Below are 21,730 nucleotides of genomic sequence, written 5' to 3' on the forward strand. Positions count from 1 at the left end.
CCGGCCGGTCCGGGCGCCGCCCGTCCGGTACGTCCGGCCCATGGTGCCCGACGGCGGCTACGCAGTCCTGCGTAGTCGGGGGGCGGACAAGGCGCCGGCGCCGTTGGCTGGGTCCGCCCGCGGGGGGAGGGGCAGCGGACGCACGGGGGGTCCGCTGCCCCTCCCGTGCGGCCGCACGCGCCGCCCGGGCGGATGGGCGCTGCGGCGTCCGGCGCTCGCGCGCGTCACGCGGCGAACCGCGACGTGCGGTCGAGCGGGCGCTCCAGGGTCGAGCCGCGGGACCAGTCGTCGACCGGGCGCCGCGGGGACCGGGTGCCGTAGCCGTCACCGGCGAGGGTGCGGGCGAGGGCCCGCAGCAGGGCCGCGCTCAGGGCGAGGCCGAGGAGGAGGGTCGTGAGGGCGAGGGCGGTTCCTGTCGTCATGGCAGTGACTCTGCGCCCGTCGAGATCCCGCCACGAGTGGCAGGACTGCCGCTCTGCGTCGACTTCCTGCCAACCCTGTGGGACCCTTCCGGTGTGCTGAGGGACGTCGCCGTGATCGCGCTGCCGGGGGTGGCGCCCTTCGAGCTGGGCACGGTCTGCGAGGTGTTCGGCATCGACCGCAGCGAGCACGGCGTGCAGCGCTTCGACTTCGCGGTCTGCGCGGTCGAGCCGGGGCGGGTGCCGACGAGCATGGGGTTCGCCCTCGACGTCGCGACCGGCCTGGAGCGGGTCGCCAGCGCCGACCTCGTCGCCGTGCCCGCGTACCCGTTCGACGGGGGGCTGCCCGAGGCGGCCGCGCAGGCCCTGCGCGCGGCCGTCGACCGCGGCGCGCGCGTGCTGTCGGTCTGCTCCGGCGCCTTCGCCCTGGGCGAGGCCGGCCTGCTCGACGGGCGGCGCTGCACCACGCACTGGGCGCACGCGGACGAGCTCGCCCGGCGCTTCCCGGCCGCGGACGTCGACCCGGCGGTGCTCTACGTCGAGGACGGCCCGGTCGTCACCAGCGCCGGCACCGCGGCCGGCATCGACGCCTGCCTGCACGTGGTGCGCAGCGAGCTCGGCGCCTCGGCGGCGCGCGTCATCGCCCGGCGGATGGTCGTGCCGCCGCACCGCGACGGCGGGCAGGCGCAGTACGTCGAGACGCCCGTCGCCCCCACCGCCGCCGAGACCCTCGAGGACGTCCTGACCTTCATGGCCGAGAACCTCCACCTCGACCTGAGCGTCGACGACCTCGCCCGCCGGGCGCACATGTCCCCGCGGACCTTCGCCCGGCGCTTCCGGGCCGAGACCGGCACCACCCCGCTGCACTGGCTCGTCGGCCAGCGCCTCCTGCTCGCCCAGCGGCTCCTCGAGGACGGCGAGGACCCCGTCGAGGTGGTCGCCTCCCGCACGGGCTTCGGCACCGCCGCCGTGCTGCGGCACCACTTCGTCAAGCGGCTCGGCACGACGCCGCAGGCGTACCGCCGCACCTTCTGCCGGCGCCCCGCTTGAGGCGCCTGCACTGGGTCGGCCCGCTGCTGCGCAGCTCCTGGCGCGGCCTGCACCGCCAGGACCTCGCGCTCACCTCGGCCGGGGTCACCTTCTACGCCGGCATCGCCGTCGTCCCGAGCCTGCTCGTGGCGCTCTGGGCCGCGTCGCTCATGGTGGGCCGCGACCGGCTGCTCGAGCTGGCCGACTCGCTGGCCGCCGCGCTGCCCGGGGGGCTCGGCGCGCCGGCGGCCGCGCAGCGCCTCGTCGAGGCGGCCGTCGGGCTGCACCCGCTCACCGCCGTGGTCGCGGCGGTGCCCGCCACGCTCTACGGCGAGGGGCTGCGCCGCGCGTTCGTCACCGTCTCCGGCGTGCAGGACGCGATGACGGGCTGGCGCGGGCGGCTGCGGGTCGCGCCGCTCTTCGCGGTCACCCCGCTGCTGGCGCTCGCCGTCCTGCTCGCGACGCCGACGCTCGCCGAGCTGTTCTCCGACGACTCGCTGCTGACGGCCGCCCTCGGGGTGTACGTCGCCCTCAACGTCGACTGGGTCGTCCTCAGCCTCACCCTCACGTACGTCTACCTCGTCGTCGGGCCGCGCCGGCCGTCGCTGCGGGCGGCGCTCTGGGGCGGGTGGGTGACCGGCGCGTTCGTCTCCGGCTTCGTCCAGGGGTTCGTGCTCTTCCTCGCCCTGCCGGTCGACCTCGGGGCGCCGTTCGGCGGGCTGACCGTGGTGGGGGCCGTCGTCGCCCTGGGCTTCTGGCTGTGGCTGCTGCACGGGGTGACGCTGCTGGGCTACTCGCTGACCTGGCGGGTGCAGGAGCGCGGCGGCGTCCCGTGGGGCGTGCCCCGGCTCGAGCCGCGCCCGGCCCCCGCGCCGGGCGCCAGCGCCCTGCAGCCGCGCGGGGGCTAGGCGACCTCGTCGGACGTGCCGAGCCGGGCGCCGGCGCGCACGAGCTCGGTGAGCGCCAGGGCGGTGCTGCGGGTGGCGACACCCGCCGTGAGGTCCACGAGCACCGTGGTCGCCAGCCCGGCGCGCACCGCGTCGAGCGCGCTGGCGCGCACGCAGTGGTCCGTGGCGATGCCCACGACGTCGACCCGGTCCACCCCCGCGTCCGCGAGCACCTCGGCCACGGCGCGCCCGTCGTCCGTGGCGCCCTCGAAGAGCGAGTACGCGGGCCGCCCCTCGCCCTTGCGCACGTGGTGGGTGACGAGCGACAGGTCCAGCCCCGGCGCGTACTCGACCCCGTCGGTGCCCTGCACGCAGTGCGGCGGCCACGTCGTGGCGAAGTCCGGGGCCGCGCCCGGCGGCGGGAAGTGCCCGCCGTTGTCCGAGTGCGCCTCGTGGTGGTCCCGCGAGGCGACCACGGCGGCGTACCGGCCCTGGGTGCGGCGCACGAAGGCGCTGACCGCCTCGGCCACCGCCTCCCCGCCGGCCACGCCGAGGGACCCGCCCTCGACGAAATCGCGCTGCACGTCGACGACGAGCAGCGCGCGGCGTCCCTCCTGCACGTCCCCTCCCCGGGGTCCGCGCCCGCCGGTGGGGCAGCGGCGAGGGGCCGGCCCCGTGCGGGACCGGCCCCTCGTCGCTGCCCGCCCGCTCAGGCGGCCTGCTTGGTCTCCCAGAAGATCGTCGCGATCTCGTCGATCTTGTCGAGCAGCTTCTGCGCCTCGGCCGGGTCCACGGTGCCCTTGCCGCCGGCCGCGCCGGCGAGCTTCGTGGCCTCGTTGAACAGCTGGTGCAGGTGCGGGTACTTCTCGAAGTGCGGCGGCTTGAAGTAGTCGGTCCACAGCACCCACAGGTGGTGCTTGACCAGGTCCGAGCGCTGCTCCTTGATGATGAGGCAGCGCGTCCGGAAGACCGGGTCGTCGTTGGCCTGGTACTTCTCGCAGATGGCCTTGACCGACTCGGCCTCGAAGCGCGCCTGCGACGGGTCGTAGACGCCGCACGGCAGGTCGCAGTGGGCGTGGGCGGTCGTACGGGGTGCGAGGAGTCGCGAGAGCACGGGCATCCGTCCTTCCGGTGGCGTGCGTGGGGCGTTCGCCAGGGACACTACCCCCGCGCCCCACGACCGCAATCGCCGCGGCGACGACCCGGCGACCGCCCCGGCGACCGCCCCCGAGACCGACCGGAGGTCGACCCGCCGTGCCCCTGCCGCTGGGCCTCGCCGACGTGTCCGGCCCCTCGATGGTCCCCGCGCTGCGGCACGGGGACGTGGTGCTCGTGCGGTACGGCGCGCGGGTCCGCCCCGGCGACGTGGTCCTCGCCCGGCGCCCGGACCGCCCCGGGCTGGTGCTCGTCAAGCGGGCGGTGCGCCGCGCCGGGCCGGGCTGGTGGCTCGAGGGCGACAGCCCGGTGGCGAGCACGGACAGCCGCGACTTCGGGCCCGTGCCGGACGCGCTCGTGCTGGGGCGGGTGGTCCTGCGGCTGCGCCCGCCGGGGCGGGTGCGCCGGCGCGGCGCTCAGCCCGCCGCGCGGCGGCGGGCGCGGTAGGCGGCGACGTTGGCCCGGGTCGCGCAGCGCTCGGAGCAGTAGCGGCGCGAGCGGTTGGTCGAGGTGTCGACGAAGACGTGCCGGCAGCCGCTCGCCGCGCAGACGCCGAAGCGGTCCGGGCCGAGCTCGGTGAGCTGCACGGCCAGGCCCATCACCGCGGCCGCCGTGTACGCCTCCACCACGTCGTGCGCGCCCTCGGAGACGTGCAGGTGCCAGGGCTGGCGGTCGTGCGCGGTGACCTGCGGGCTGATCGGGGCGGCCGCGAGGAGCACGTTGAGCTCGCGCACCGCGCGCGCGGCGTTGCCGGAGGCCGCGTCCTCGACGATGCGCCGCAGCCGCTCGCGCAGCGCCCGCAGGCGCGGGAGCGCGTCGGTGCGCGGGAGCCGCCGCCACGCCGCCCGGTCGCCGAGCAGGGCCTCGAGGCCCGCCGCGTCGACGAGGGCGTCCTGCTCGGGGCGCCCCGGGTCGGCGGTGTTGACCAGCCGGACCGCGAGGTCGCCGTAGGACGCCAGGTCCACCGCAGCCGCTCCCGTCCCGGGCGTCGCCGGGCGCCCTCCGGCGAGCGTACGTGGCTAGGCTCGCGCCGTGCTCGCCGCGTACGCCGCCCGGACCGACCCCGACGACCCGCTCGCCGGGCTCGAGGTGGGGGAGCGCCCCGAGCCGGTCGCGCGCGAGGGCTGGACGACGGTGCGGCTGCGCGCGGCCTCGCTCAACCACCACGACCTGTGGAGCCTGCGCGGCGTCGGCCTACCGGCCGACCGGCTCCCGATGGTGCTCGGGTGCGACGGCGCCGGGACCACCGAGGACGGGCGCGAGGTCGTCGTGCACGCTGTGGTCGCCGACCCGGCCTGGAGCGGCGACGAGACCCTCGACCCGCGGCGCACGCTGCTCTCCGAGCGCTACGACGGCACCCTCGCCGAGGCCGTGGCCGTGCCCACCCGCAACCTCGTCGACAAGCCGGCGGAGCTGTCCTTCGAGGAGGCGGCGTGCCTGCCGACGGCGTGGTTGACGGCGTACCGGATGCTCTTCACCCAGGCGCGGGCCGTGCCGGGCCAGACCGTCCTGGTGCAGGGCGCCGGCGGCGGCGTCGCCTCCGCGCTCGTCGCGCTCGGCGCGGCGGCCGGGCTGCGCGTGTGGGTGACGAGCCGGGACGGGGCCCGCGGCGAGCGCGCGGTGGGCCTCGGCGCCGAGCGCTGGTTCCCGTCCGGGGCGCGCCTGCCCGAGCGCGTCGACGCGGTGATGGAGAGCGTCGGCGAGGCCACGTGGTCGCACTCGCTCAAGGCGCTGCGCCCCGGCGGCGCGGTCGTCGTGTGCGGCGCGACGAGCGGCGGTGCGCCCCCGGCGGACCTCGGCCGGGTGTTCTTCCTGCAGCTGCGGGTGCTCGGCTCGACCATGGGCACCCGCGCCGAGCTCGAGCGCCTGCTCCGCCTCCTCGCCGCCTCCGGCGCGCGCCCGCAGGTCGACACCGTGCTGCCGCTCGCCGAGGCCCGCGCCGGCCTGGCCCGCCTCGAGCGCGGCGAGCAGTTCGGCAAGGTCGTCCTCGTCCCCTGACGCGCGGTCCGTGTCGACCACGTGAGGCACCCGTACGGGTGCCTCACGTGGCGTGCAGGCCTCGTCCGGCACCCGTACGCCTCGTCCGGCGGCCTGAGGGTGCCCCTCATGCGTGCGTGAGGGTGCCCCTCAGCGGTACGGCGCGCGCCCCCGCGGCGTAGGGCGGGCGCCCGCGGCGCCTGAGGCCCCCGCCCCGGCCGCCTGAGGCCCCGCGCTCGCCCGGGTGCGGCGCACGCCCGATGCGGCGGTCCCGGCCTCAGGGCGAACGTCGAGGTGTCGGGAACGAGCCTCGGAGGACGAGATGCACGAGCACTTCTGGCTGGCCATCGCCGAGCAGCGCGGCGCGGACCTGCGGGCGGAGGCGGCGCTGGGGCGCCGCGTGCGCGACGCCGGGGCCGGGCGGCGCCGCGGCGCGCCCCCGGCGGCGCCGGCCGCCCGCCGGCAGCGCCCGCCGCGGCTGCGCCTGCGCGGCGCCTGAGCGGCTGCGCCTGCGCGAGGCTGAGCGACGGCGCCTGCGCGACGGCGCCTGCGCGACGGCTGCGCGCAGCGGCGGCCGGCGGGCCTACCGCTCCAGGACGTACGCGACCTCGACGAGCCCCAGCAGCACGGTGAGGGCCGCGACGGCGGCCGGCAGGCGCCCGTCGGCGAGCACGACCCGCCCGCGCATCGCGAGCCGGGCTGCGGCGTAGCGCCGGCGGGCCGCGACGAGCACCCAGACCGCGGCGGGCAGGCCGACGAGCAGGAGCACGAGCGACCAGGCGCCGAGCACGGGCAGGGTGAGGCGCAGGGCGACGACGACGGCGACGTCGAGCGCGAGGGCCGTACGGGTCCAGGCCAGCGCCGTCCGCTCGGGCTGGGCGCCGTCCGGCGGCGCCGCCGCCGCGCTCACGACGCCGCGACGCCCACGAGCACGGCGACCCCCACGACGACGAGCCCGACCGCGAGCAGCGGCGCGATCGCCGGCGCCGGCAGCGGCCGCCCGGTGCGCATCGCCCGCTCGGCGGCGGCCCAGCGCCAGTACGACACGCCGCCGCAGAGCGTGCCGAGGGCGACGACCACGACGACGAGCACCCGCCGGGCCGCCTCGTGCTCGGGGACCTCGAGCGCCTCGAGGGCGACCCCGGCGGCCAGCAGCGCGAGCGCGGTGCGGATCCAGGCCAGGAAGGTGCGCTCGTTGGCGAAGGTGAAGCGCGGGTCGGGCTCGGTGCCCTCGCCGTACACGCGGCGCGGCCAGCGGCGGGTCATGCGGCGCCCTCCGGCAGCAGGTGGCGCAGGTACGCCCGCGGGTCGGCGAGGTAGCGCCGCCAGTGGTCGACGAGGGCGAGGTCCTGCCAGGCGACCTCGGCGAAGCCGTCCTCGGACAGCTCGAGCACCCGAGCCCCCGGCAGCGCCGTGAGCAGCGGGGAGTGCGTCGCGCAGAGCACCTGCGACCCCGCCGCCGCGTGCTCGGCGAGCTGCCCGGCGAGCGCGAGGCACGAGGTGAAGGACAGCGCCGACTCCGGCTCGTCGAGGACGTAGAAGCCGCGGGTGTCCATCCGGCTGCCGAACAGCGCGAGGAACCCCTCGCCGTGGGAGAGCTCGTGGAACCGCGGGTCCCGCACCCCCGGGTTCTCCTCGAGGTAGGTGTAGAGCCCGTGCGCGGTCTCCGCGCGCACGAAGTACCCCCAGCGGGCGGCCCCCGGCTCGCGCACGAGGCGCAGCACCCGGTGCAGCGGCGACTCGCTGGGGCGGGTGGCGTGCAGCGAGCCCGACGAGCCCCCCTCGGCACCGAGCCCGTACGCCATCGCGACGGCCTCGACGAGCGTGGACTTGCCCGAGCCGTTCTCCCCGACGAGGAAGGTCACGCCCGGGCCGAGGTCGAGCCCGTCGCGCAGCAGCTGGCGCACGGGCGCGAGGGTGAACGGCCAGCCCTCCTCGACGACGTCCTGGCTGGGGCGGTGCTCGACGCGCCGGACCGGCAGCGCGCCGGGCACCACCACCTCAGTCCTCGTCGGGGTCGTCGTCGTCGAGGCGGGCCAGCCAGGTGGCGAGCCGCTCGACGGGCACCTCGAAGTCGGGGTTCAGGTCGACGAAGGTGCGCAGGCGCTCGGCGAGCCACGCGAGCGTGACCTCCTCCTCGCCCCGGCGCCCCTCGAGCTCCTCGATCCCGCGGTCGGTGAAGTACATCGGCCCCCCGTCAGCGCGCGAAGGCCTGCTCGACGAGCGCGCGCTGCTCGGCGTCGTGCGCCTTGTGCGAGCCGACGGCCGGGGAGGCCGACGCCGGGCGCGAGACCCGCCGCAGCGGCCGGCCGAGCGCCTCGGGCAGGTTCAGCGCCATGAACGGGTACGCGCCCTGGTTGGCCGGCTCCTCCTGCACCCAGACCAGCTCGGCGTCGCCGTACGGCGCGACGGCCTCAGCGATCTCGTCCGCCGGCAGCGGCGCGAGCTGCTCGACCCGCACGAGCGCCGTCGTCGCGTCGCCGCGCCGGGTCCGCTCCGCGAGCAGGTCCCAGTAGACCTTGCCGGCGCAGAGCACGACCCGCTGCACGCCGGCCGCGTCGACCTGCTCGTCGCGGATGACCGGGCGGAAGCAGCCCGAGGTGAGCTCGTCGACCGACGAGGCGGCCGCGCGCAGGCGCAGCATCGACTTCGGCGTGAAGACCACCAGCGGGCGCCGCTCGCGGCGGTGCGCCTGCCAGCGCAGCAGGTGGAAGTAGCTCGCCGGCGTCGAGGGGTGCGCGACGGTCATGTTGTCCTCGGCGCACATCTGCAGGAAGCGCTCGATGCGGCCCGAGGAGTGGTCCGGCCCCTGGCCCTCGTAGCCGTGGGGGAGCAGCAGCACGACCGACGAGCGCTGCCCCCACTTCTGCTCGGACGTGGAGATGAACTCGTCGATGATCGTCTGGCCGCCGTTGACGAAGTCGCCGAACTGCGCCTCCCACAGCACGAGCGCGTCGGGGCGGGCCACCGAGTAGCCGTACTCGAAGCCGAGCGCGGCGAACTCGGACAGCAGCGAGTCGTAGATCCAGAACCGGGCCTGGTCCTCGGTGAGGTTGCGCAGCGGGGTCCACTCCGCGCCGGTGGCCCGGTCGGTGAGCACCGCGTGGCGCTGCACGAACGTGCCGCGGCGGCTGTCCTGGCCGGCCAGGCGCACCGGGACGCCCTCGACGAGCAGCGAGCCGAACGCGTACAGCTCGCCCATCGCCCAGTCGATGCCGCCCTCGCCCGCCATGGCGGCGCGCTTCTGCAGCAGCGGCTGGAGCTTGGGGTGCACGGTGAAGCCCTCGGGCACCGACACGTGCGCGTCGCTCACCCGCTTGACGACCTCGAGCGGGACCGCGCTGGCCACGGCCGTCGGGCCGGACTCGAGCCCGCGCTGCTCGCTCGGCGGCTCCAGGCCGGTGCCGTCGCCGGCGTCGCCCTGGTCGCCGCGGGTCTCGACGAAGACCCGCTCGAGCTGGCCCTGGTAGTCGCGCAGCGCCTGCTCGGCCTCCTCGACGGTGATGTCGCCGCGGCCGATGAGGCCCTCGGTGTAGAGCTTGCGGACCGAGCGCTTGGCCTCGATGAGCGCGTACATCAGCGGCTGGGTCATCGACGGGTCGTCGCCCTCGTTGTGCCCGCGGCGGCGGTAGCACACCATGTCGATGACGACGTCCTTCTTGAACGCCTGGCGGTACTCGAACGCCAGCCGCGCGACGCGCACGCACGCCTCGGGGTCGTCGCCGTTGACGTGGAAGATCGGCGCCTGGATCATCCGGGCGACGTCGGTGGAGTAGTGCGACGAGCGCGAGGACGTCGGCGAGGTCGTGAAGCCGACCTGGTTGTTGACGACCACGTGGATCGTGCCGCCGGTGCGGTAGCCCCGCAGCTGCGAGAGGTTGAGCGTCTCGGCGACCACGCCCTGCCCGGCGAACGCGGCGTCGCCGTGGAGCAGGACCGGCAGCACGGTGTAGCCGCCGTCGCCGCCGCCCTTGTTGAGCTTGTCCTGCTTGGCGCGCACGATGCCCTCGAGCACCGGGTCGACCGCCTCGAGGTGGCTCGGGTTCGCGGCGAGGTAGACCTTGACGTCCTCGCCGGAGGGCGCGGTGAAGGTGCCCTCGGTGCCGAGGTGGTACTTCACGTCGCCGGAGCCCTGCACCGAGCGCGGGTCCTGGTTGCCCTCGAACTCGCGGAAGATCTGCCCGTACGACTTGCCGGCGATGTTCGCCAGGACGTTGAGCCGGCCGCGGTGCGGCATGCCGATGCAGGCCTCGTCGAGCCCGGCGCGCGCGGCCTCGGAGAGCACCGCGTCGAGGAGCGGGATGACGCTCTCCCCGCCCTCGAGCGAGAAGCGCTTCTGCCCGACGTACTTGGTCTGCAGGAACGTCTCGAACGCCTCGGCGGCGTTGAGCCGGCGCAGGATGCGCAGCTGCTCCTCGCGCGAGGCCTTGGCGTAGCCGACCTCGATGCGGTCCTGCACCCAGCGCCGCTCGTCCGGCTCCTGGATGTGCATGTACTCCACGCCGATGGTGCGGCAGTAGGAGTCGCGCAGGACCCCGAGGATGTCGCGCAGCTTCATGAGCGGCCTGCCGCCGAAGCCCCCGGTCGGGAACTCGCGGTCGAGGTCCCACAGCGTCAGCCCGTGCGACACGACGTCGAGGTCGGGGTGGCTGCGCTGCTGGAACTCCAGCGGGTCGGTGTCGGCCATGAGGTGCCCGCGCACGCGGTACGCGTGGATGAGCTCCTGCACGCGCGCGGTCTTGTTGACGTCGTCCTCGTGGCTGAACGAGAGGTCCTGCACCCAGCGCACCGGCTCGTAGGGGATGCGCAGCGCGTGGAACACGTCGTCGTAGAAGCCGTCCTCGCCGAGGAGCAGCTGGTGGACCCGGCGCAGGAAGTCGCCGGACTGCGCGCCCTGGATGATCCGGTGGTCGTACGTCGAGGTGAGCGTGAGGATCTTGCTCACGGCCAGCCGCGCCAGGGTCTCCGGGGAGGCGCCCTGGTACTCCGCCGGGTACTCCATCGCACCGACGCCGATGATCGTGCCCTGGCCCTTGACCAGGCGCGGCACCGAGTGGTTGGTGCCGATGGTGCCGGGGTTGGTGAGGCTGATCGTCGTGCCGGCGAAGTCGTCGGCCGTCAGCTTGCCGCCGCGGGCGCGGCGGACCACGTCCTCGTACGCCGCCCAGAACTGGGCGAAGTCCATCGTCTCGGCGGCCTTGATGCTCGGCACGAGCAGCTGGCGGGTGCCGTCGGGCTTGGCCAGGTCGATGGCCAGGCCGAAGTTGACGTGCGCGGGGCGCACGACCGCGGGCTTGCCGTCGACCTCGGTGAAGCCGTCGTTCATCTCCGGCATCGCCTGCAGCGCGCGGACGACGGCGAAGCCGATGAGGTGGGTGAAGGAGACCTTGCCGCCGCGCCCGCGCTTGAGGTGGTTGTTGATGACGACGCGGTTGTCGACGAGCAGCTTCGCCGGGACCGCGCGCACGCTCGTCGCGGTCGGGACGGAGAGGCTCGCCTCCATGTTCGTGACCACGCGCGCCGCCGGGCCGCGCAGCACGCGCGTCGTGGGCTCGGCGCCGTCCGCCGCGGGGGCGGGTGCCGGGCGGCGCGCGGGCGCGGCGGGCACCGGCGAGGTCGCGGTGGGCGCGGGCTGGGCGCCCAGGCGCGCCGCCGGCTGCTGGGCCTGCGGCTGCTGCGGGGCCTGCGGCTGCTGCGGGGCCTGCGGCTGCTGCTGGGCCTGCGGCGCGGGGGCCGGCTGCGCCTGCTGCGGCTGCTGCGGCTGCGGCGGCGCGGGCTGCGGCGGCGCGGGCTGCTGCGGCGCGGCCTGCTGCGCCTGCTGGGGGGCCTGCGGCGCGCGGCCGTTGCCCTCGCCCTGCGCCCCCGCGTAGTCCGCGAAGAAGTCCCACCAGGCGCGGTCCACGCTCTCGGGGTCCTCGAGGTACTTCTGGTAGAGGTCGTCGACCAGCCACTCGTTGGGCCCGAAGGCCGCCAACGGGTTGCTCTGGGAGGACTCGGACACGGTGGTATCGCCCTCTTCACTGCCCGCGCTGTCGGATACGGCTCCGTCCACCCTACGGGCAGCCGCCGACCGCGAGGAGGTCGGCTCGCCCGCCCCCGCCGTCACCAGGGGACGACGCGGCGGTCCTCCCACAGCAGCCCCGTGCCCTCCCCGGCGTCCGGGCGCGTCGCCAGCCACACGGCGGTCGCCGCGCCCTCGGCGGCCGAGCGCGGGGCCTCCGGCCCGCCCATGTCCGTGCGGCAGTGCCCCGGGCACGTGGCGTCGACGAGGACGCCGCGCCGGCCGAGGGCCGTCTCGTGGGCGAGGTTGCGCACGAGCGCGTTGAGGCCGGCCTTCGACACCCGGTACGGGGCGAGCCCGCCCGCCGTCCCCGGCCCGCTCATCCGCCCCAGGCAGGCGCTGAGCGCGACGACCCGCCCCCACCGCCGCTCCACCATCCCCGGCACGAAGGTCGAGACCGCCGTGAACGCGCCGTCGAGGTTGACCGCCATGACCCGCCGCCACTCCGCGTCGCTCGTGCGCAGCGTCTTCGCGGTGCGCTCGCTCATGACGCCGGCGGCCAGGACGAGCACGTCGACCGCGCCCAGCGGGCCGAGGACGCCGGGCAGGGCGCGCACGGCCGCCGGCTGGGCGACGTCGCAGGCGACGGCGGCCACCGACAGGCCCTCGCCGGTCAGCTCCTCGGCCGCGGAGCGCAGGCGCCCCGCGTCGCGGGCCACGAGCACCACCGAGGCGCCCTCGCGGCCGAGCCCGCGCGCGACCTCCAGGCCGATGCCGCGGCTCCCGCCGGTCACGAGGGCGGTCCGCCCGTCGAGCGCTCCCACGGGGCCACCCTGGCCCGGCCGGGGCCCGCGCGCGAGCGATGGGCGTACGACGCGCCGGTGCCGGGCACCGTCCGCCGGTGCCCGTGCTGCCCAACGCCCTCTACGCCGACGACCCGCTGCGCCGCGGCCGCCAGCTCGCCGGCGACGCCGCCGTCCTGGCCTGGTGCCTCGCGTGGGCGTGGGCGGGCAGCGCGCTGCACGACCTCGTCCAGCGCCTCGGGGGGCCGGGGGAGCGGGTCGAGCGGGCCGGGCGCGACCTGCAGGACCGGCTGGGGGACGCGGCCCGCACGGCCGAGGACGTCCCGCTCGTCGGGGACCGGCTGGCCGAGCCGCTGCGCGACGCCGGCGGCGCCGGGCAGCGGCTCGTCGACGCGGGGCGCGCGCAGCAGGAGGTGGTGGGCGACCTCGCGACGGCCGTCGGGCTGCTGTGCCTCGTCCCGGCGCTGCTCGTGCTCGCCGCGCACCTGCTCCTGCGGTGGCGCTGGGTGCGTGCCTCGTCGGCGGTGCGCCGGCTGGCCGCCGACGGCGACGCCGTGCCGCTGCTCGCGGCGCGGGCGGTGGCCGGGCAGCCGGTCGCCCGCCTGGCCCGGCTGCCCGCCGGGACGGTCGGCGCGTGGTCGCGGGGGGACCCGGCTGCGGCCGCCGTGCTGGCGTCGCTGGAGCTGCGGGGGCTGGGCCTCGCGGCCCGCGGGGTTGCGGGCGGCCCCCCGCGGGGCAGAGGGGGCTCCGACGACGACGAGGGAGAGCGCACGTGACCGAGCCCGACCGACCCACCAACCCGGACCCCGCGGACACGCCGGGGCTGGAGCCGGGCGGGGGCGTGCCGCCGGGCGAGACGCCGCCCATCGCGTCCAGCATGTCCGAGTCCTCCGGGCGCTCCCCGGCCCCCCGTGAGCGGCAGACCCCCACCGCGCTGGTGGTGACGATCGGGCTCGGCGTGCTCGTCGCGCTGCTCTTCCTGGCCTTCGCCTTCACCAGGCTCGACCTCTAGGCCTCCGGGCGCGGGCGCTCCGCCGCACCGGGTCAAGGCGGCGCCCGTCCCTGCCGAGGCACGGGAGGAGGCGCCGCCCGGCGCCGCCAGGCCCGGCGAGGAGGGGTGCCCGTGCGCGCACCGGACCGCAGCACCCGCGCCCGCCTCGCCGCGCCGCTCCTCGCGGCGGCGCTGCTGCCCGCGCTGCTCGCGCCGGGCGCCCCCGCCCACGCCGCGCCCACGCAGGAGCAGGTCGACGCGGCCGCGCAGGCGCTGTCGGAGTCGTCCGCGGCGATGGTGCAGGCCGTCGCCGCCCTCGGCGCCGCCGAGGCCGAGCTCGGGCCGGCCCGCGACGCCGCCACGACCGCCACCGCGGCGGCGGGGGCCGCCCGCGGGACCGCCGCGGCCGCGACGGCGGCGCACCGCGCCGCCGAGGCCGCCGTGCTGCGCGCCGCCGCCGCGCTCGACGCGGCCCGCGAGGGCGCGCGCCACGAGGACGACGAGCTGGCGCGCCTGGCGCGCGCCGCGTACATCGAGGGCCCCGCGCCCGTCGGCTGGCTGCTCGCCAGCGGCACCCCGGCCGAGCTGCGCGGGCGGGTCGAGGTCGTGCGCCGGGCGGTCGCGGCCCAGCGCGCCGCGGCCGACGCCGCGCGGGCCGACGCCGACGTGCTCGCCGCCGGTGAGGGCGACCTGGCCGCGCGGCGCGACGCGGCCGTCGCCGCCGCGGACGCGGCGCGCACGGCCCTGGCCGACCTGCAGGCGCGCGAGGCCGAGGCCGCCGCCGCGCTGGCCCGGGTCGACCGCGTCGTGCGCGAGCGGGAGGCGGCCCTGGCCGCGGCCCGGGCCGCGCAGGAGGAGGACGCCGTCCGCTGGGCCCGGCTGCAGGCCGAGGCCGAGGCGACGCGCACCCGCCTGGCGCGGGCCGCCGTGCCGGCGGGCCCCGCCGCGGTGCCGCTCGTGCAGGGCGCCGCCGACGGCGACACCTCCGCCGTGCCCGGCGCGCTGGCGCTGCCGGTCGACGCGCCGGTGACCTCGCCGTACGGCATGCGGACCCACCCGATCACCGGCGTCCACAAGCTGCACACCGGCACCGACCTCGGCGCGCCCTGCGGCACGCCGGTCGTCGTGGCCGCCCCCGGCACGGTGGTCGAGGCGGGGACCGTCGGCGGGTACGGCCAGCGCGTCGTCGTCGCCCACGCGCCCGTCGGCCCCGACGGGGTGCGGCTGTCGACGACCTACAGCCACCTGTCGCGGACCGACGTGCGCGAGGGCGACGCGCTCCCCGCGGGACGGGTGGTGGGCCTCGTCGGCAGCACCGGCTTCTCGACCGGCTGCCACCTGCACCTCGAGGTCCTCGCGGGCGACGACTACGTGGACCCGGCGCCCTGGTTCGGGCTGGGCTGACGCGCCGGGCCGGGTCGACGCGCCGGGCGGCCCTGGGCCACCCGGGGCCACCCGGGGCCAGCCGGGGCCAGCCGGGGCCACCCGGGACTACCCGGCGGCGTCCAGGGCGAGGCCGCGGGCCTGGCCGTACTCCGGCACGACCACCGCCGGCGGGCGCTCCTCGACGTCCACGTCGTGCGGGTCGGGGACGACCTGCCCGTCCCGGCGCACGAACTGCGTGAGGGTGCTCCGCGCGACGTCGGCCGCGGCGGGGGCGTGGCGCAGCGACGCGGCGTGCAGCACCTGCAGCGCCATCCGCCCGAGGCCCGCCTGGTCCTGGTGGCGGTGGTCGCGGCGGCCGAGGTCGGCCTGGGCGACCGCGTCGACGCCGTAGCGCAGCGCGGTGTCGAGCAGGACGGCGACCTCGACGCCGTACCCGCAGGGGAAGGACAGCTCCTCGAGCAGCGCCCGCCGGGCCGCCCACTCGCCCGCCAGCGGCTGCACGACGCCGCCGACCTCGGGGAACCAGTGGGCGAGGACGGGGCGGGTGAGCAGCTCGGTGACCCGCCCGCCGCCCGCCGAGCCGTCCGGCTCGCCCGGGGCGGGGCGGTCGTAGAAGCCCTTGACGAGCAGCACGTCCGGGTCGTCGAGCAGCGGGGCGAGCAGCCCGGTGACGTAGAGCGGGTCGGGGTCGACGAGGTCGGCGTCGGCGAACACGACGACGTCGCCGCTGGTCACGAACAGCGACTTCCACATCGCCTCGCCCTTGCCGCGGCGGGTGCCCGCCGAGGGCGCCACGTCCGCGGCGGCGTGCACGACGGCCCCGGCCGCGCGGGCGCGCTCGGCGGTCGCGTCGGTGGAGTCGGAGTCGAGGACGACGAGCTCGTCGACCAGGGGGACGTCGTCGGGGGACGCGGGCACGGTGAGGGGGAGCAGGGCGGCGACGACGCGGCCCACGGAGGCCTCCTCGTCGCGGGCCGGGACCACGACGCTGACCGTCGTGCCGAGGGCGCGCTTGCGCTCGGCGAGCGCGGCGTCGTCGGGGCGGGAGCGGTAGGTTCGGCGGTCGAACCAGGCGCGGGCTACGGGGTGCATGAGCCTCCTCGAGTCCGGTCGGGGCCGGTGATCGTCGCACGCTTCTGTGAACGGGGGGAGTCCTGCCGGTGCTGCAGCTGGGTCCGGCCCGCTACCCGCGCGGGCGCACCCTGGTCATGGCCATCGTCAACCGCACGCCCGACTCCTTCTTCGACGGCGGAGCGACGTACGCCGACGCGGCCGCGCTGGAGCGGGTCGACCGGGCCGTCGAGGAGGGCGCGGACCTCGTCGACGTCGGCGGCGTGAAGGCGGGGCCGGGCCAGGTGGTCGACGTCGCGGAGGAGCTGCGGCGCACCGTGCCGTTCGTCGCCGCCGTCCGCGAGCGGCACCCCGGCCTCGTCGTCAGCGTCGACACCTGGCGCCACGAGGTGGCCCGGGAGGTGGTGCCCGCCGGCGCGGACCTGCTCAACGACGCCTGGGGCGGCGCGGACCCGCGCCTGGCCGAGGTGGCCGCCGAGCTCGGCGCCGGCCTGGTCTGCACCCACACCGGCGGCGCGGCGCCGCGCACCCGCCCGCACCGGGTCGCGTACGACGACGTGGTGGCCGACGTGCTCGGGCAGGTCGTCGGGCTCGCGGAGCGGGCCGTGGCCCTCGGGGTGCCGCGCGAGCGCGTCGTCATCGACCCCGCGCACGACTTCGGCAAGAACACCTGGCAGTCGCTCGAGGTCACCCGGCGCCTCGACGAGCTCGTCGCCACCGGCTGGCCGGTCCTCGTCTCGCTGAGCAACAAGGACTTCGTCGGGGAGGTGCTCGACCTGCCGGTCGGCGAGCGGCTCACCGGCACGCTGGCGGCCACCGCGCTCTGCGCCTGGATGGGCGCGCAGGTCTTCCGCGTGCACCAGGTCCGGGAGACCCGCCAGGTGCTCGACCTGGTCGCCGCGGTCAAGGGCGACCTGCCGCCGCGGCGGGCGGTCCGCGGGCTCGCCTGAGCCGGCACCCGGCGGACCCCACCGGCCCCCGCGGGTCCGGCGGGTCCGGAGGCCTGGCGCGTCTGGGAGCATCGCGGGCGTGCCACGCTCCGTCGACGCCCTGCTCGAGGTGCTCGACCTCGAGGACCTCGAGGTCGACCTGTTCCGCGGACGCTCGCCCGAGACCAGCCTGCAGCGGGTCTTCGGCGGGCAGGTCGCCGCCCAGGCGCTCGTCGCCGCCGGGCGCACCGTCGTCCCGGAGCGGTCGGTCCACTCCCTGCACGCGTACTTCCTGCGCCTTGGCGACCCCGGGCGGCCCATCGTCTACGACGTCGACCGCATCCGCGACGGGCGCTCCTTCACCACCCGCCGGGTCGTCGCCCGCCAGCACGGCCGGCCGATCTTCCACATGTCCGCCTCGTTCCAGGCGGCGGAGGAGGGGCTCGAGCACGCCGACCCCATGCCGGTCGTGCCGCGCGCCGAGGACCTGCCCGACGCGCGGGCGGCGATGGGCCCGGGGACCGGGCCGTGGGTCGACTGGTGGCGCGACTGGCTGCCGCTCGACGTGCGCCTCGTCGCGCCGGTCGGCGAGGGGGACGAGGGCCGCACGCGGGTGTGGCTGCGCCCGCTCGGCGCCCTGCCCGACGACCCGCTGCTGCACGTCTGCGTGCTGGCGTACGCCAGCGACCTCACCCTGCTCACCTCGACCCTGGCGATGCACCCCGGGGTGCCGCGCCCGCAGGTGCAGCTCGCCTCGCTCGACCACGCGATGTGGTTCCACCGGCCGGTGCGGGCCGACGGGTGGCTGCTGTTCGACCAGCGCTCGCCGTCCGCCTCGGGCGGGCGCGGGCTGGGGACGGGCCGGGTCTTCACGGCCGACGGCACCCTGGTCGCCAACGTGGTGCAGGAGGGGCTCGTACGGCCGCCGCGCGGCTGACGTGCAGAAGTGCCCCCGGCAGGATTCGAACCTGCGCACCCGCCTCCGGAGGGCGGTGCTCTATCCCCTGAGCTACGGGGGCTCGAGGCGGGACGACAGTACCAGCGTCTAGCCTGGGCGGGTGCGCAGCCCCCTCGGCCGTGTGCTCGTCGTCGACGACACCGAGTCCATCCGCGAGCTCATCAGCGTCAACCTCGAGCTCGAGGGCTTCGAGGTGGAGCGCGCGGTCGACGGGCAGGACGCGCTGGACCGGCTCGCCGCCGCCGAGGTGCTGCCCGACGTCGTCACCCTCGACGTGGTCATGCCCCGCCTGGACGGCATCGCGGCCGCCGCCGCCCTGCGCAGCGACCCGCGCACCGCCGGGCTGCGCATCGCGATGGTGACGGCGAGCGTGCAGGAGCTCGACGCCAGCCGGGTGGCCCGCGTGGACGCCTTCCTGCCCAAGCCCTTCGACCCCTCCGAGCTCGTCGCCCTCGTGCGCCGCCTCGCCGGGGTGCCCGGGGCCTGACGGGCCCGACGGGCCCGACCGGCCCGACCGGCCCGACCGGCCCGACCGGCCCGACCGGCCCGACCGGCCCGACCGGCCCGACCGGCCGGGAGGCCGGTTGCGGCGGCCCCGCCGCGGGCAGGGGACGGCCCCGGCCGGACCGCGGCCCCGAGGGAGGGACGCCCCCGTGAAGTTCATCCTCGTCGCGCTCGTCATCGCCGCGGTCGTGCTCTTCCTGCTGCCGCGGCTGCGGGGCGGCTCCCGGCTCTGACCGCGGCCGTCCGGCGGCCCGTCGGCGGGCCGTCACCCCCCGGCGCGCTCCAGCAGGCGGCGCACCTCGCGCCACCGGGCGAGCTCGGCCCCGACGGGCTCGAGCACGTGCCGGTCCGCGACCCCGGCCACCGCGCCCTCGAGGCGCTGCACGGCGCGGCGGGACGCGCGCCGTGCCGACGCCCGCGCGGCCAGCCGCGCGCCCAGCGCCAGCAGGAGCCCTGCGACGACGCCGCCGAGGAGCAGGGCGGTGGGCCAGGGCAGGGCGCCGAGCGAGGGGGTGGACGGCTCGGGCAGCTGCAGGTACGCCATGGCGGCCAGCGCCGCGAGCCAGCCCAGCCCGGCCGCCGCCACCGCCAGCAGGAGCCACTGCAGGACCGCCACCGCGCGCCACCACCGCGGAGGGCGGGCGACGCCGAGGTCGGTCCCGGCGACCGCCCGGTCGAGCGCGTCGGCGAGGTCGCCGTCGCCCCCGGCGGCGGCCCGCCGGACCCCCCCGGCCCACGGCGGGGCGAGCGAGCCGGCGGCGGCGTCGGCGGTGCGCCGCACCGCCAGGTCCACCCGGGCGCGGGACGCGGGCGCCGGCGCGGGCAGCGACGAGCGGCCCTGGCGGTCCAGGCCGAGGCGGCGCAGGGGGTCCGGGCGCAGCCGGCGCAGCCAGCGGGTGGGCGGCCACCCGGTCGTCGCGGCGGCCCGGTGCCGCACCGCGGCGCCGACCGCGTCGGCGACCACGGGCACGCCGGCGGCGGCGGCGAGGGCCCGGACGAGGTCGTCGCGGCGCCCCGGCTCGCCCGGCTCCCCGCCCAGCGAGCCCGCCAGGGGCGGCACGACCGCGTCGAGGTCGGCGGCCACGCGCTCGACGCGGGCGGCGTGCCCCCGCACGGCCGCCGCGAGGTCCTCGCGCAGCGCGGCGACGCCGGCGCCGGTGCGCGCGCTGGCCACGAGCACCTCCGGGGCCTCGAGGCCGTCCTCGCCGAGGAGCCGGCGCAGGTCGGCGGCGCACGCCCCGGCGTCGGCGGGGGAGAGGCGGTCCGCCTGGTTGAGCACGACCCGCAGGACGGCGCCGTGCCGGGCGAGCGGGCGCAGGTAGCGCTCGTGCAGCGCCGCGTCGGCGTACTTCTGCGGGTCGACGACCCAGACGAGGAGGTCGACCTGCTCGACGAGCCGGTCCACCTGGAGCCGGTGCGCGAGCTCGGTCGAGTCGTGGTCGGGCAGGTCGAGCAGGACGAGCCCGCGCAGGCCGGCCTCCCGGTCGCCGTCCAGCGCGCTCTCGCGGGCCACCTGGTGCCGCTGCGGCACCCCGAGCCACTCCAGCAGCGGGCCGGCGCCCTCCGGGCCCCAGACGCACGCCATCGGCTCGGCCGTGGTGGGCCGGCGCACCCCGGTGCGGGCGAGGTCCAGCCCGGCGAGGGCGTTGAACAGCGACGACTTGCCGCTGCCGGTCGCCCCCGCGAGGGCGACGACGGTGTGGGCGCTGGACAGGGCCAGGCGCTCCCCGGCCCGGCGCACCAGGGCGTGCGCCGGTGCCGCGAGGGCGGGGTCGAGCCGCTCCTCGCCGAGGTCGAGGGCGCCGGCGAGCGCGTCGAGCCGGCCGGAGACGTCGGGCGGGGCGAGCCGGTCCGCGCCGCGCGCGCGGCGCAGCAGGCTCACGGGGCGCCCGTCCGCGCTGCGACGGCGTGCAGGGCCGCCCGCAGCGCCTCCGCGGACGTCGGGGGCCCCTCCTGGGCCAGCAGGGCGTCGTAGCGCTCCCGCTCCTGGCCCAGCAGCGCCGCGACGCGCTCCTCGAGGTCCTCGCGGGCGCGCGCCGCGAGCGAGCGGACGGCCTGGTCGCCGAGCAGCGCCTCGAGCAGCTTCTGCGAGAGCGCGGACGCCCCGCCGGCGACCGCCACCTCGCCCCCGGTGAGGGGCCCCACGCTGGCGAGCACGAGCACCATGACCGCGAGGGCCACGCCGTTGACGCCGTACGCCACCGCCCGGGCCGTGCGCCGCCTGTCCGCCCCCTCGCGGCGCACGAGGTCCAGCACCGCGCCCTGCCAGTCGCGCACCGCCCGCGCGGTGCGCTCGGCGAGGTCGGGCGAGGGCCGGTCGAGCCCGGGCGCGGCGGCGAGCAGCGCGCGCCCCGCGGGGTCGCGCCGCCAGGCCCCCGCCGCGCGCTCCGCGGCGGACGCCGCCTGCGCGAGCACGAGGGCCTCGACACCGGACTCCAGCGCCTCGGCGAGGCGCTCCTCCGGCGCCGGGCGCCCGGTCGCGGCGGCGGTGACCCGGTCGCGCAGGTGCCCGACCCGGCGCTGCAGGCCGCGCAGCAGGTCGCCCGTGCCGACGACGTCCTGCCAGCGCGCCAGCACCTCCCCGCGCAGCAGGCTCCCGTCGCGGACCGCGTCGTCGACGGCGCGCACCGCGTCGGCGTACGCGCCCGCGGCGGCCGCCCCCAGGTCGCGGCCGGTCGCCTCCTGCGCGGCGAGGGCCTCGACGAGGGGGGCGGCCCGCCGCCCGTACGAGCGCAGCACCCCGTCGAGGGTCGCCCGGGCGACGGCGGCCCGCGCCGGCGCGTCGGCGGCCAGGCCGTGCAGCCAGCCGCGCAGCGGCGCCACGGCGTCCTCCGGCAGGCGCCCGGACGCGAGCCCTCCCTCGGGCACGACGAAGAGCGGGGCCCGGCCCAGCCCCTCCTCGCGGAGCATCCCGGCGAGGTGGGCCCGCACCTCGGTGGCGGCCTCGGGGGGCACGCGGTCCAGGACCACGGCGACGACCGCGCTGCGGGCGGCGGCCTCGCGCAGCAGCGCCCAGGGCACCGCGTCGGCGTAGCGGGCCGCGGTGGTGAGGAACAGCCAGAGGTCCGCGGCGGCGAGCAGCTGGCCGGCGAGGCGCCGGTTCTCCGCGACGACGGAGTCGACGTCGGGGGCGTCGAGCAGGGCGAGCCCCCGCGGCGCGGCGGGGGTGGGGACCAGCTGCAGGCTGCCGGGGTCGCCCGTGGCGCCCGTGGTGCGCGCGAGGCCGGGCAGCAGCCGGCCGGGCGCGAACCACGGCGCGTCGTCGGGGTGGTGCACGAGGACGGGCTCCCGGGTCGTGGGCCGCAGGACGCCGGGGCGGGTGACGTCGGCGCGCACCAGCGCGTTGACGAGCGTCGACTTCCCCGCGCCGGTCGAGCCGCCGACGACGACGAGCAGCGGCGCGTCGAGCCGGGCCAGGCGCGGCAGCACGTAGTCGTCGAGCTGGTCGGCCAGCTCGCGGCGCAGCGCGAGGGCCGCCTCGGCGCCGGGCACCGCCAGCGGCAGGCGCACCGCGCCGAGCGCCTCCCGCAGCCCGCGCAGGGCCTGCTCGAGCGGGTCCTCCCGCACCTGACCCCCGGCCGTCACGGCGCCAGCCTGCCGCACCGGCGCCCCGCGCACGC

The 21,730-nt window shown here is 78.1% G+C and carries 25 protein-coding genes and 1 tRNA gene; 12 read left to right on the top strand and 14 right to left on the bottom strand.

All coding sequences use genetic code 11. The features are described from left to right. Nucleotides 1-224 precede the first annotated feature (224 nt). A complete protein-coding gene (locus D5H78_RS04120; protein WP_119949044.1) occupies nucleotides 225-422 on the bottom strand; it encodes a hypothetical protein in 198 nt (65 codons plus the stop codon). A gap of 93 nt (nucleotides 423-515) precedes the next feature. Here D5H78_RS04120 and D5H78_RS04125 point away from each other — a divergent pair, with 93 nt between their 5' ends. Both D5H78_RS04125 and D5H78_RS04130 read left to right on the top strand, forming a co-directional pair. After that, nucleotides 516-1,469, top strand: a complete 954-nt coding sequence (locus D5H78_RS04125) for a GlxA family transcriptional regulator (protein WP_119949045.1) — start codon at nucleotides 516-518, stop codon at nucleotides 1,467-1,469. Next, nucleotides 1,466-2,356 carry a YihY/virulence factor BrkB family protein gene (locus D5H78_RS04130; RefSeq protein WP_218566212.1) on the top strand — a complete coding sequence of 297 codons (891 nt, stop codon included), beginning with the start codon at nucleotides 1,466-1,468 and terminating at the stop codon, nucleotides 2,354-2,356. Before D5H78_RS04125 ends, D5H78_RS04130 begins: the two co-directional genes overlap by 4 nt. Here D5H78_RS04130 and D5H78_RS04135 read toward each other — a convergent pair. Together D5H78_RS04135 and sodN are read right to left on the bottom strand one after the other, a co-directional pair. After that, nucleotides 2,353-2,955, bottom strand: coding sequence for an isochorismatase family protein (locus D5H78_RS04135; protein WP_119949046.1), 603 nt, complete (start codon nucleotides 2,953-2,955; stop codon nucleotides 2,353-2,355). The two genes, D5H78_RS04130 and D5H78_RS04135, sit on opposite strands and share 4 nt — an antisense overlap. An 89-nt stretch (nucleotides 2,956-3,044) precedes the next feature. After that, nucleotides 3,045-3,455 (bottom strand): superoxide dismutase, Ni, encoded by a 411-nt coding sequence (gene sodN / locus D5H78_RS04140; protein ID WP_119949047.1) that lies wholly within the window; start codon nucleotides 3,453-3,455, stop codon nucleotides 3,045-3,047. A gap of 134 nt (nucleotides 3,456-3,589) precedes the next feature. Here sodN and sodX point away from each other — a divergent pair, with 134 nt between their 5' ends. After that, nucleotides 3,590-3,937 (top strand): nickel-type superoxide dismutase maturation protease, encoded by a 348-nt coding sequence (gene sodX, locus D5H78_RS04145; protein ID WP_218566214.1) that lies wholly within the window; start codon nucleotides 3,590-3,592, stop codon nucleotides 3,935-3,937. On the opposite strand, the gene D5H78_RS04150 is transcribed toward sodX, so the two are convergent. After that, nucleotides 3,907-4,455, bottom strand: coding sequence for a CGNR zinc finger domain-containing protein (locus D5H78_RS04150; protein WP_119949048.1), 549 nt, complete (start codon nucleotides 4,453-4,455; stop codon nucleotides 3,907-3,909). The genes sodX and D5H78_RS04150 overlap by 31 nt on opposite strands. 67 nt (nucleotides 4,456-4,522) lie before the next feature. Here D5H78_RS04150 and D5H78_RS04155 point away from each other — a divergent pair, with 67 nt between their 5' ends. Both D5H78_RS04155 and D5H78_RS19215 read left to right on the top strand, forming a co-directional pair. After that, on the top strand, nucleotides 4,523-5,488 hold the full coding sequence (locus D5H78_RS04155) for a zinc-binding dehydrogenase (RefSeq protein ID WP_119949049.1): 966 nt from the start codon (nucleotides 4,523-4,525) through the stop codon (nucleotides 5,486-5,488). Nucleotides 5,489-5,789: 301 nt separating this feature from the next. Then, the gene (locus D5H78_RS19215; RefSeq protein ID WP_165865588.1) at nucleotides 5,790-5,966 is read left to right on the top strand and encodes a hypothetical protein; all 177 of its coding nucleotides are present in this window, start codon (nucleotides 5,790-5,792) and stop codon (nucleotides 5,964-5,966) included. An 84-nt stretch (nucleotides 5,967-6,050) separates the two neighbouring features. On the opposite strand, the gene D5H78_RS04160 is transcribed toward D5H78_RS19215, so the two are convergent. From D5H78_RS04160 to D5H78_RS19705, 6 genes are all read right to left on the bottom strand, one after another. Next, complete coding sequence (locus D5H78_RS04160) at nucleotides 6,051-6,377, bottom strand: DUF202 domain-containing protein (protein WP_119949050.1); 327 nt, start codon at nucleotides 6,375-6,377, stop codon at nucleotides 6,051-6,053. Further along, nucleotides 6,374-6,733: a YidH family protein gene (locus D5H78_RS04165; RefSeq protein ID WP_119949051.1), complete on the bottom strand. Its 360-nt coding sequence runs from the start codon at nucleotides 6,731-6,733 to the stop codon at nucleotides 6,374-6,376. The genes D5H78_RS04160 and D5H78_RS04165 overlap by 4 nt, the downstream gene beginning before the upstream one ends. Further along, a complete protein-coding gene (locus D5H78_RS04170; protein WP_425472915.1) occupies nucleotides 6,730-7,464 on the bottom strand; it encodes an AAA family ATPase in 735 nt (244 codons plus the stop codon). Before D5H78_RS04170 ends, D5H78_RS04165 begins: the two co-directional genes overlap by 4 nt. A gap of 4 nt (nucleotides 7,465-7,468) precedes the next feature. Further along, nucleotides 7,469-7,654 (bottom strand): DUF6104 family protein, encoded by a 186-nt coding sequence (locus D5H78_RS04175; protein WP_119949052.1) that lies wholly within the window; start codon nucleotides 7,652-7,654, stop codon nucleotides 7,469-7,471. A gap of 10 nt (nucleotides 7,655-7,664) precedes the next feature. Then, entirely contained in the window at nucleotides 7,665-11,468 is a 3,804-nt protein-coding gene (locus D5H78_RS04180) for a multifunctional oxoglutarate decarboxylase/oxoglutarate dehydrogenase thiamine pyrophosphate-binding subunit/dihydrolipoyllysine-residue succinyltransferase subunit (protein WP_119949053.1), read from the bottom strand. A gap of 101 nt (nucleotides 11,469-11,569) precedes the next feature. Then, nucleotides 11,570-12,292, bottom strand: a complete 723-nt coding sequence (locus tag D5H78_RS19705) for an SDR family NAD(P)-dependent oxidoreductase (protein ID WP_218566216.1) — start codon at nucleotides 12,290-12,292, stop codon at nucleotides 11,570-11,572. A gap of 77 nt (nucleotides 12,293-12,369) precedes the next feature. On the opposite strand from D5H78_RS19705, the gene D5H78_RS19710 reads away from it, so the two are divergent. The 3 genes from D5H78_RS19710 to D5H78_RS04195 all read left to right on the top strand — a co-directional run bounded on the left by D5H78_RS19710 (nucleotide 12,370) and on the right by D5H78_RS04195 (nucleotide 14,666). Then, entirely contained in the window at nucleotides 12,370-13,047 is a 678-nt protein-coding gene (locus tag D5H78_RS19710) for a hypothetical protein (RefSeq protein WP_218566217.1), read from the top strand. After that, on the top strand, nucleotides 13,044-13,283 hold the full coding sequence (locus tag D5H78_RS04190; RefSeq protein ID WP_119949054.1) for a DUF6480 family protein: 240 nt from the start codon (nucleotides 13,044-13,046) through the stop codon (nucleotides 13,281-13,283). Before D5H78_RS19710 ends, D5H78_RS04190 begins: the two co-directional genes overlap by 4 nt. Before the next feature lie 111 nt (nucleotides 13,284-13,394). After that, on the top strand, nucleotides 13,395-14,666 hold the full coding sequence (locus D5H78_RS04195; protein ID WP_119949055.1) for a M23 family metallopeptidase: 1,272 nt from the start codon (nucleotides 13,395-13,397) through the stop codon (nucleotides 14,664-14,666). A gap of 87 nt (nucleotides 14,667-14,753) precedes the next feature. On the opposite strand, the gene D5H78_RS04200 is transcribed toward D5H78_RS04195, so the two are convergent. Then, on the bottom strand, nucleotides 14,754-15,740 hold the full coding sequence (locus D5H78_RS04200; RefSeq protein ID WP_119949056.1) for a glucosyl-3-phosphoglycerate synthase: 987 nt from the start codon (nucleotides 15,738-15,740) through the stop codon (nucleotides 14,754-14,756). A 68-nt stretch (nucleotides 15,741-15,808) separates the two neighbouring features. Between D5H78_RS04200 and folP the strand changes: the two genes are divergently transcribed. Both folP and D5H78_RS04210 read left to right on the top strand, forming a co-directional pair. Beyond that, entirely contained in the window at nucleotides 15,809-16,669 is an 861-nt protein-coding gene (folP, locus tag D5H78_RS04205; protein ID WP_218566218.1) for a dihydropteroate synthase, read from the top strand. A gap of 79 nt (nucleotides 16,670-16,748) precedes the next feature. Next, nucleotides 16,749-17,585: an acyl-CoA thioesterase gene (locus D5H78_RS04210; RefSeq protein ID WP_119949057.1), complete on the top strand. Its 837-nt coding sequence runs from the start codon at nucleotides 16,749-16,751 to the stop codon at nucleotides 17,583-17,585. 10 nt (nucleotides 17,586-17,595) lie between these two features. On the opposite strand, the gene D5H78_RS04215 is transcribed toward D5H78_RS04210, so the two are convergent. Next, nucleotides 17,596-17,667 (bottom strand) — tRNA-Arg (locus tag D5H78_RS04215). A 39-nt stretch (nucleotides 17,668-17,706) separates the two neighbouring features. Here D5H78_RS04215 and D5H78_RS04220 point away from each other — a divergent pair. Further along, on the top strand, nucleotides 17,707-18,093 hold the full coding sequence (locus D5H78_RS04220; protein WP_119949058.1) for a response regulator: 387 nt from the start codon (nucleotides 17,707-17,709) through the stop codon (nucleotides 18,091-18,093). Nucleotides 18,094-18,190: 97 nt separating this feature from the next. Next, nucleotides 18,191-18,343, top strand: a complete 153-nt coding sequence (locus tag D5H78_RS19220; protein ID WP_165865589.1) for a hypothetical protein — start codon at nucleotides 18,191-18,193, stop codon at nucleotides 18,341-18,343. Nucleotides 18,344-18,375: 32 nt separating this feature from the next. Here D5H78_RS19220 and D5H78_RS04225 read toward each other — a convergent pair whose 3' ends face one another. Next, nucleotides 18,376-19,992 carry a GTPase gene (locus D5H78_RS04225; protein ID WP_119949059.1) on the bottom strand — a complete coding sequence of 539 codons (1,617 nt, stop codon included), beginning with the start codon at nucleotides 19,990-19,992 and terminating at the stop codon, nucleotides 18,376-18,378. After that, nucleotides 19,989-21,695, bottom strand: coding sequence for an ABC transporter (locus D5H78_RS04230; RefSeq protein WP_218566219.1), 1,707 nt, complete (start codon nucleotides 21,693-21,695; stop codon nucleotides 19,989-19,991). The genes D5H78_RS04225 and D5H78_RS04230 overlap by 4 nt, the downstream gene beginning before the upstream one ends. Nucleotides 21,696-21,730: the final 35 nt, after the last annotated feature.

Origin of the sequence: Vallicoccus soli (assembly GCF_003594885.1) — a bacterium.
Classification (GTDB): Bacteria; Actinomycetota; Actinomycetes; order Motilibacterales; family Motilibacteraceae; genus Vallicoccus; species Vallicoccus soli.

Coding starts and splice junctions, on each gene's coding strand:
- D5H78_RS04175 (WP_119949052.1), bottom strand. CDS start 7,654: ATGTACTTCACCGACCGCGGGATCGAGGAGCTCGAGGGGCGCCGGGGC.
- D5H78_RS19215 (WP_165865588.1), top strand. CDS start 5,790: ATGCACGAGCACTTCTGGCTGGCCATCGCCGAGCAGCGCGGCGCGGAC.
- D5H78_RS04165 (WP_119949051.1), bottom strand. CDS start 6,733: ATGACCCGCCGCTGGCCGCGCCGCGTGTACGGCGAGGGCACCGAGCCC.
- D5H78_RS04200 (WP_119949056.1), bottom strand. CDS start 15,740: ATGCACCCCGTAGCCCGCGCCTGGTTCGACCGCCGAACCTACCGCTCC.
- D5H78_RS04120 (WP_119949044.1), bottom strand. CDS start 422: ATGACGACAGGAACCGCCCTCGCCCTCACGACCCTCCTCCTCGGCCTC.
- sodN (WP_119949047.1), bottom strand. CDS start 3,455: ATGCCCGTGCTCTCGCGACTCCTCGCACCCCGTACGACCGCCCACGCC.